At 63.3% G+C, this 8,512-nt stretch carries 7 protein-coding genes; 3 read left to right on the top strand and 4 right to left on the bottom strand.

The annotated features are described in order from the left end of the window. Positions 1-50 precede the first annotated feature (50 nt). A complete protein-coding gene (locus tag V3H56_RS18390) occupies positions 51-1,001 on the top strand; it encodes an alpha/beta hydrolase (RefSeq protein ID WP_338473732.1) in 951 nt (316 codons plus the stop codon). Positions 1,002-1,658: 657 nt separating this feature from the next. Here the strand turns inward: V3H56_RS18390 and dacB are convergent. Next, positions 1,659-3,125 carry a D-alanyl-D-alanine carboxypeptidase/D-alanyl-D-alanine-endopeptidase gene (gene dacB, locus V3H56_RS18385; RefSeq protein WP_042728049.1) on the bottom strand — a complete coding sequence of 489 codons (1,467 nt, stop codon included), beginning with the start codon at positions 3,123-3,125 and terminating at the stop codon, positions 1,659-1,661. Positions 3,126-3,357: 232 nt separating this feature from the next. Between dacB and V3H56_RS18380 the strand changes: the two genes are divergently transcribed. Beyond that, a complete protein-coding gene (locus V3H56_RS18380) occupies positions 3,358-3,702 on the top strand; it encodes a YggL family protein (protein WP_042728048.1) in 345 nt (114 codons plus the stop codon). Between the two features lie 159 nt (positions 3,703-3,861). Here the strand turns inward: V3H56_RS18380 and V3H56_RS18375 are convergent, their stop codons facing one another. Next, positions 3,862-5,052 (bottom strand): benzoate/H(+) symporter BenE family transporter, encoded by a 1,191-nt coding sequence (locus tag V3H56_RS18375; protein WP_053151585.1) that lies wholly within the window; start codon positions 5,050-5,052, stop codon positions 3,862-3,864. Between the two features lie 272 nt (positions 5,053-5,324). Here V3H56_RS18375 and V3H56_RS18370 point away from each other — a divergent pair, with 272 nt between their 5' ends. Continuing rightward, the gene (locus tag V3H56_RS18370) at positions 5,325-6,089 is read left to right on the top strand and encodes a GntR family transcriptional regulator (RefSeq protein WP_042728046.1); all 765 of its coding nucleotides are present in this window, start codon (positions 5,325-5,327) and stop codon (positions 6,087-6,089) included. 138 nt (positions 6,090-6,227) lie between these two features. Here the strand turns inward: V3H56_RS18370 and guaD are convergent, their stop codons facing one another. Continuing rightward, positions 6,228-7,532 carry a guanine deaminase gene (gene guaD / locus V3H56_RS18365; protein ID WP_338473731.1) on the bottom strand — a complete coding sequence of 435 codons (1,305 nt, stop codon included), beginning with the start codon at positions 7,530-7,532 and terminating at the stop codon, positions 6,228-6,230. Between the two features lie 21 nt (positions 7,533-7,553). Further along, positions 7,554-8,396, bottom strand: coding sequence for a xanthine dehydrogenase accessory protein XdhC (gene xdhC / locus V3H56_RS18360; RefSeq protein WP_042728053.1), 843 nt, complete (start codon positions 8,394-8,396; stop codon positions 7,554-7,556). Positions 8,397-8,512: the final 116 nt, after the last annotated feature.

Below are 8,512 nucleotides of genomic sequence, written 5' to 3'. Positions count from 1 at the left end.
ACCTGTGGCCGGCCGGGCGTTGTGCCCGGTCGGCGTGGAGAGTGTGCTCAATGTCGTTGAACCCTGATATCGCTGCATTCCTGGAACTGGTGGGCAATGGCCGCGCCAGTGGCAAGCGCGTGCCCATGCACCAGATGAGCCCGGACCAGGCCCGTGAACAATTCGATCAGTCGTCGCAGTTGATGGATGCCGGTGGTGAGGCGCTGGAGGTGGTCGAGCCCCTGCACATTGCAACCCGCGACGGTGACCGTCTCGCAGCCCGGCTGTACAGCAGTCGGCCGCTGAAGCAAGGGCTGGCCCGGCCGGCGCTGATGTATTTCCATGGGGGCGGCTATGTGGTCGGCAGCCTCGATTCCCATGATTCACTGTGCCGCAACCTGGCGGCGATGGCCGACTGCGTGGTGGTGTCGGTGGCTTATCGACGGGCGCCGGAGTTTCGTTTTCCCACCGCTGTCGAGGATGCCCTGGACGCCTGGATGTGGCTGGTGGCCGAATCGGACAGGCTCGGCATCGATACCCGGCGCCTGGCGGTGGGCGGCGACAGCGTCGGCGGCAGCCTGGCCACGGTGCTGGCGACGCAACCGCTGGACACTGCGCCGCTGTTGCAGGTGCTGATCTATCCGGTGACGGATGCCAGCCGCAGCAGGCCGTCCATCGAGCGCTACGGTGAAGGTCATTTGCTGGAAAAGGCATCGTTGGAATGGTTCTACAACCATTACCAACGCGACACCACCGACCGCCACGACCCGCGCTTCTCACCGCTGCTGGGCGAGATCCCGCCGAGCCTGCCGCCGGTGCTGCTGATCCTCGCCGAATGCGACCCTCTGCATGACGAAGGCGTGGCGTATGCGCAGCACCTGCAACAGGCCGGGGTGGCAGTTGAGCTCAAGGTGTATGCCGGCATGACCCATGACTTCATCCGCATGGGCGCCATCGTCGACGACGCCGAAGAGGCTCAGCAACACATCGCCCAACGATTGAGGGCAGTGTTTGCTCACTGATAAACATCACCTGAACAGACAGACCGCTTTCGCGGGCAAGCCCGCTCCCACCATTAAATAGGGGATGTCCATAAAACCTGCGCCTGGCAAAGGTCCCTGTGGGAGCGGGCTTGCCCGCGAAGGCGCCCGCCCAGCCAACATCATCGGTCCAGACAGGCCGCTTTCGCGAGCAAGCCCGCTCCCACCATTAAATGGGGGATGTCCATAAAACCTGCGCCTGGCAAAGATCCCCGTGGGAGCGGGCTTGCCCGCGAAGGCGCCCGCCCAGCCAACATCACCGGTCCAGACAGACCGCTTTCGCGAGCAAGCCCGCTCCCACCATTAAATGGGGGATGTCCATAAAACCTGCGCCTGGCAAAGATCCCTGTGGGAGCGGGCTTGCCCGCGAAGGCGCCCGCCCAGCCAACATCATCGGTCCAGACAGGCCGCTTTCGCGAGCAAGCCCGCTCCCACCATTAAATGGGGGATGTCCATAAAACCTGCGCCTGGCAAAGATCCCCGTGGGAGCGGGCTTGCCCGCGAAGGCGCCCGCCCAGCCAACATCACCGGTCCAGACAGGCCGCTTTCGCGAGCAAGCTCGGTCCCACCATTGGATTGGGGTGAGTTCCGAGTTTTGTTGCCCCCGGCTACCCATTGGGAACCGGGGGCGGTCCCCGGTCAGAGTACCGAGGCGGTCTGTGGCAGTTTCGGTTGGCGGTACAGGTCCAGCAGGACCTGGTCCAGTACGGACGAAGCGCCCCAGGGTTTGGGGTCGTTAAGGATGGCTACCACGGCCCAGGTGTTGCCGTTGATGTCACGGCTGAAGCCGGCAATGGCGCGGACGGTGTTCAGGGTGCCGGTCTTGACGTGGGCTTCGCCGGCCATGGCGGTGGTCTTGAGGCGCTTGCGCATGGTGCCGTCGGTGCCGGCGATTGGCATCGAGCTGATGTACTCGGCGGCATAAGGGCTGCGCCAGGCGGCTTGCAGCATCGCCGCCATTTCCCGGGCGCTGACACGTTCGGCGCGGGACAGGCCGGAGCCGTTCTCCATCACCAGGTGTGGCGCGGTGATGCCTTTCTTGGCCAGCCACTGGCGCACGACCCGCTGCGCGGCCTTGGCGTCGTCACCGTCGGCTTCGTTGCGAAACTGCGCGCCGAGGCTCAGGAACAACTGCTGGGCCATGGTGTTGTTACTGTATTTGTTGATGTCACGGATGATTTCCGCGAGGTCCGGCGAGAAGGCCCGGGCCAGCAGCTTTGCACCGCTCGGAGTCGCGGCGAGGCGATCCTTGCCCTGGATGCTGCCGCCCAGTTCCTTCCAGATGGCTCGCACGGCGCCAGCGGTGTAGGTGGCGTGGTCCAGCAGCGACAGGTAGGTCTGGGAGCTGCACCCCTCGCCGAGCTGGCCGCCGACGGTCACGGTCACGCTGCCGTCCGCCTGGGGCACCGGGTTGTAGCGCACGCCGCCGGTGCATTGCTTGCCGTTGACGGCCTTGACCTGGTTGTCGATGCGAATGCTGGCGATCGGCGGTTCCACCGACACCAGCACCCGGCCGGCGTCATTGCGGGCGACGAAACGCAGGGCCTTGAGGTTGACCAGCAGGGCGTCGGGCTTGACCAGGAACGGTTTGTTCTCGTCGTTGCCGTCGTCGTTGAACTCCGGCAGTTGCGGCTGGATGAAGAAACCGCGGTCCAGCACCAGGTCGCCGGTGACCTGCTGCACGCCATTGGCCCGCAGGTCGCGCATCAGCAGCCAGAGTTTTTCCATGTTCAGCTTGGGGTCGCCGCCGCCCTTGAGGTACAGGTTGCCGTTGAGGATCCCGCTGTTGAGGGTGCCGTCGGTGTAGAACTCGGTTTTCCACTGATGATTGGGGCCGAGCATCTCCAGGGCCGCGTAGGTGGTCACCAGTTTCATGGTGGACGCCGGGTTGACCGAGACGTCGGCGTTATAGACGGTCGGGGTGCCGGGGCCGTTGAGCGGCACCATCACCAGGGACAAGGCGTTGTCTTGCAGTTTGCTGGTCTTGAGGGCCTTCTGCACGTTGGGTGACAAGGCGGTGTTGATCGTGGCGGCGCTGGTGGAAACAGGGAGGGCCAGGGGAAGAAGAAGGCTGGCCAGAAGCAGTGGACGCAAAGATTTGATCATTTGAAATAAAACCCTACAGGCGAGGGGGAAAAGACGAGGACATGAAAATGAACGCCCTCAACGGTCATGAAAGTGTCGGCATTATGCCCCAAGCTGCAACGGCTTGGCCCGTACCCTGGCCCTTCGCGACGCTATTTTTTACCGACGGTAGGTCGATCCCCCCGAACAGTCGGGCAATTGATGCACCAAACTGGTAAAGTGCCGGCCGTTATTACTTAAGAGGATTGTTCCAATGGCGACTAACCGTTCCCAGCGTCTGCGCAAAAAACTGTGCGTGGATGAATTTCAAGAGCTGGGTTTCGAATTGAACCTGGATTTCAAAGAAGATCTGGCCGACGAGGCTATTGACGCTTTCCTCGACGCTTTCTTGAAACAAGCCATGGAAGCCAATGGCCTGGGCTACGTGGGCGGCGACGACTACGGTCTGGTTTGCCTGCAGAAGCGTGGCTCGGTTTCCGAAGAGCAGCGTGCGGCCGTCGAGGCCTGGCTCAAGGCGCGTCCTGAGCTGACCAGCGTTGAAGTCAGCCCGCTGATGGACGTGTGGTACCCGGAAAAGCCGATCAACGCCAAGGCGTGATGATCTGAGCCGGCAACCCTTCAGGGTGCCGGCTTTTTTGTGCCTGCTTATCGGGTGATTGCCAGGCCGTCTTCGCGAGCAAACCCGCGCCCACAGGGTCATGCGAACGACGCAAACCCAATGTGGGAGCGAGCTTGCTCGCGAAGCTTTCAGAGGCGATCAGGCCTTGCGCCAATTGAGGATCAGCAAGGTCAACACCCCCGCCACGATTCCCCAGAACGCCGACCCGATGGAAAACAGCGTCAACCCCGACGCGGTGACCATGAACGTCACCAGCGCCGCTTCCCGTTCCCGGGCTTCGCTCATGGCGATGGTCAAGCCATTGATGATCGAGCCGAACAATGCCAGGGCCGCGATGGACAGCACCAGTTCCTTGGGCAACGCCGCGAACAACGCCGCCAGCGTGGCGCCGAACACCCCGGCAATGCCGTAGAAAATCCCGCACCAGAGCGCCGCCGTGTAGCGCTTGTCGCGATCCTCGTGGGCGTGCGGGCCGGTGCAGATGGCGGCGCTGATGGCTGCCAGGTTGATGCCATGGGAGCCGAACGGTGCCAACAGCAGCGAGGCAATGCCGGTGCTGGTGATCAGCGGCGAGGCTGGAACGTTGTAGCCGTCGGCCCGCAGCACGGCGATGCCGGGCATGTTCTGCGAGGTCATCGCCACGACGAACAGGGGGATGCCGATGCTGATGGTGGCGGCCAGGGAGAAGTGCGGCGTGGTCCAGACCGGTGTCGCGACTTCCAGGGCAAACCCGCTGAAATCCAGCAGCCCGAGCAGGCCGGACAAGGCCGTGCCCACCAGCAGCGCGGCAAGCACCGCGTAGCGCGGCGACAGGCGCTTGACGACCAGGTAGGTGAAGAACATCCCCAGGACCAGGCCGGTGCGATGCTGGGTGGCGACGAAGATCTCGCTGCCGATCTTGAACAGGATGCCTGCGAGCAGGGCTGCCGCCAGGGACGCCGGGATGCGCCTGACCAGGCGCTCGAAACTGCCGGTCAGGCCGCAGATCGTCACCAGCACCGCGCAGGTGATGTAGGCACCGATGGCCTCGCCGTAGCTCACGCCGCCCAGGCTGGTGATCAACAGCGCCGCGCCGGGTGTCGACCAGGCAATGGTGATCGGCGTGCGATAGCGCAGCGAAAGGCCGATGGTGCACACGGCCATGCCGATGGAAATCGCCCAGATCCACGATGAAATCTGCCCGCTGGTCAACCCTGCTGCCTGCCCGGCCTGGAACATCAGCACCAGGGAGCTGGTGTAGCCGGTCATCATGGCAATGAACCCGGCGACGACGGCCGATGGCGATGTGTCGGCGAGCGGACGAAGTGGCGTAGTCGTGACTTCGGTCATGGCGGGCGATGATCCTTGTTATAAATTTGGCAAAGCCAGGAACAACCCTGTGGCGAGGGAGCAAGCGCCCTCGCCACAGGGTTGCGGTTTAAGCCTAAACTCAACCCCGTGAGCGATTGCAATACAGCCAGGCCCGCAAACAGCCGTACAGTCGTGTTGCCATCAGAGGTTGTGTACAATCGAGGTGTTTTTTACGCGATACTTGCCAGCGACCGGCTGTGCCGTATTACAGTCACGGTCAATTCGCCGCAGTTCTCCCGACTCGAGTGCCCATGAACGAACAGTTGCAGCCCCTCAAGAAACAACCGCGAGCCGGTAAGGCCGGTCGCAGCGGTACCCAGGACGATATCGTCTACGCGCATATCTTCGAGGCCATCCTCGAACAACGCTTGGCGCCCGGTACAAAGCTGAGCGAAGAGGCACTGGGGGAGATTTTCGGGGTCAGCCGCACGATCATTCGTCGGGCGTTGTCGCGCCTGGCCCATGAAGGGGTGGTGCTGCTGCGGCCCAACCGCGGCGCCGTGGTCGCCAGCCCGAGTGTCGAGGAGGCTCGCCAGGTGTTCATGGCCCGGCGCCTGGTGGAGCGGGCTATCACCGAACTGGCGGTGCAGCATGCCACCGCCGAGCAGCTTGCCGAGCTGCGGCAGATGGTCAACGACGAGCGCGACAGTTTTTCCCGGGGCGACCGTGGCGCCGGCATCCGCCTGTCGGGCGAATTCCACCTCAAGCTGGCCGAAGCGGCAAAGAATGCGCCGTTGATCAGCTTCCAGCGCAGCCTGGTGTCCCAGACCTCGCTGATCATTGCCCAGTACGAAAGCGGCAACCGTTCCCACTGCTCCTATGACGAGCACACCCAGTTGATCGACGCCATCGAGGCGCGCGACGCGACGCTGGCGGTGGACCTGATGATGCACCACATGGACCACATCGACAGCAAGCTCAACCTCGACGAAGAAAGCGCCTCGGACGACCTGCACGCGGTGTTCTCGCACCTGTTGCAGAGCAAGAAGCCAGGACGGTCGACGGCCAAGCTCTGATTGAGTTGAGTCAGCGGCACCGAGTTCCCCCCTTCGCGAGCAAGCCCGCTCCCGCATTCGACCGTGTTGTCATGACATACGCGGATCAAATGTGGGAGCGGGCTCGCTCGCGAAAGCGGTGTAACAGGCGAAGGAAATCTACCGCTGATGCACCAATTTACCGGCCGCGTAAGTCTGCATCACCGTCCGGTCATCCCCCAGGGTCATCAGCACGAACAACCGCTCGGCAATGTCGTTGGCCTGTTTCAGGCGATAGCCCAGCAGTGGCGTCGCGTTGTAGTCCAGTACCAGGAAATCCGCATCGGTGCCCGGCTGCAAGGTCCCGATCCGCTCTTCCAGGCGCAGTGCCCTGGCGCCGCCGAGTGTCGCCAGGTACAGCGACTTGAACGGGCTCAACCGCGCACCCTGCAACTGCATCACCTTGTAAGCTTCGTTCAGCGTGTGCAGCAGTGAAAAACTGGTGCCACCCCCCACGTCGGTGCCCAGGCCGACGTTCACCTTGTGCTTCTCGGCCATGGGCAGGTTGAACAGGCCGCTGCCCAGGAAGAAGTTCGACGTCGGGCAGAAGGCGATGGCCGAACCGGTTTCGGCCAGGCGTGCGCATTCGTCGTCGCACAGATGCACGCCGTGGGCGAACACCGAGCGCTCGCCCAGCAGTTGGTAGTGGTCGTAGACGTCCAGGTAACCCTTGCGCTCGGGAAACAGCGCCTTGACCCATTGCACTTCCTGCAGGTTTTCACTGACGTGGGTCTGCATGTACAGGTCGGGGTACTCGCTCAGCAACTGCCCGGCCAGCGTCAATTGTTCCGGGGTGCTGGTGGGGGCGAAGCGGGGCGTCACGGCGTAGTGCAGGCGGCCCTTGCCGTGCCAGCGCTCGATCAACGCCTTGCTCTCGGTGTAGCTGGATTCGGCGGTGTCGGTCAGGTAATCCGGGGCGTTGCGGTCCATCATCACTTTGCCGGCGATCATCCGCAGGTCCAGCTTCTGGGCCACTTCGAAGAAGGCATTCACCGACTGTGGGTGCACGCTGCCGAACACCAGCGCCGTAGTGGTGCCATTGCGCAGCAGTTCCTTGACGAAAAGATCGGCCACGGCCGCGGCATGGGCCGGGTCGGCGAACTGGCTTTCGCAGGGGAAGGTGTAGGTGTTGAGCCAGTCCAGCAATTGCTCGCCATAGGCGCCCACCATGCCGGTTTGCGGCAGGTGGATGTGGGTGTCGATGAAGCCGGGGGTGATCAGCGCGTCGGGGTAATGGTTGATCTCGATGTCCGCGGCCAGGGTCGGCAACAGGTCATGGGCGTGGCCGATGGCGCTGATCTGGCCGTTTTCCACCACCAGCAGGCCGTCTTCGAAATACTCATAGGAGGCTTCGATCCCTACTTCGGCCGGGTCGGCGAGGCTGTGGAGCAGGGCGGCGCGGTAGGCTTTGCGTGTCAGGGGCATGAAAGGTTTCTCAATGAAGAATCAACGGTTGGCCTGGCTGCGGCGCGAGGCCGGCAGCAGCTTGGCGATCGGTTCGGCGCGCGCGGTGTGCTGGCCGAAGTCGGCGTTATAGGTGGCGATGATTTCGCCGGCGATGGAGATGGCGATTTCCACAGGCAGCTTGCCTTTGACTTCGCCGATGCCCATCGGGCAACGTAGGCGTTGCAAGGTGCCGCTGTCGAAGCCGCGATCGCGCAGGCGATGTTCGAACTTGACCCGCTTGGTCTTCGAACCGATCAGGCCGAAGTAGGCGAAGTCGTTGCGCTTGAGGATCGCGGCGCTCAGTTCCAGGTCGAGCGCGTGGTTGTGGGTCATGACGATGCAGTAGCTGCCGGCGGGCAGTTCGTCGACTTCATCCAGTGGCTCTTCGGTGACGATCTTGCGTACGCCGTGGGGCAAGTGTTCGGGGAATTCCGCCTCCCGCGAATCGATCCAGCGCACCTTGCAGGGCAGGCTCGCCAGCAACGGCACCAGGGCGCGGCCGACATGGCCGGCACCGAACACGGCAATCTGCGCCTGCACCTGGCCCATGGGTTCGAACAGCAGCACCGTTACGCCACCGCAGCACTGGCCGAGGCTGGCGCCGAGGCTGAAGCGTTCCAGGTGGGTAGCCTGCTGGCCGCTGGCAAGCATCTGCCGGGCGATTTCCATGGCCTTGTATTCCAGGTGCCCGCCGCCAATGGTGTCGAACGTCTGGCTGGCGCTGATGACCATCTTCGAACCGGCGTTGCGCGGCGTGGAGCCGAGCTCTTCGATGATGGTCACCAGCACGCAGGGTTCGCCGCGGGTTTGCAGGTCGGCGAGGGCGCTGATCCAGTTGTACATGTTCACCTCGACATCTTTGTTGTCTGTTCGGCGGCCTTCGCGAGCAAGCCCGCTCCCACACTTTGGAATACGTTTCCCTGTGGGAGCGGGCTTGCTCGCGAAGGCGGCGCTGCGGT

Origin of the sequence: Pseudomonas sp. MS646, assembly GCF_036693845.1 — a bacterium.
Taxonomy (GTDB): Bacteria; Pseudomonadota; Gammaproteobacteria; order Pseudomonadales; family Pseudomonadaceae; genus Aquipseudomonas; species Aquipseudomonas chlororaphis_E.
The sequence above is the reverse complement of the archived record's forward strand: the minus strand, read 5'-3'. Positions and strand labels throughout refer to the sequence as shown.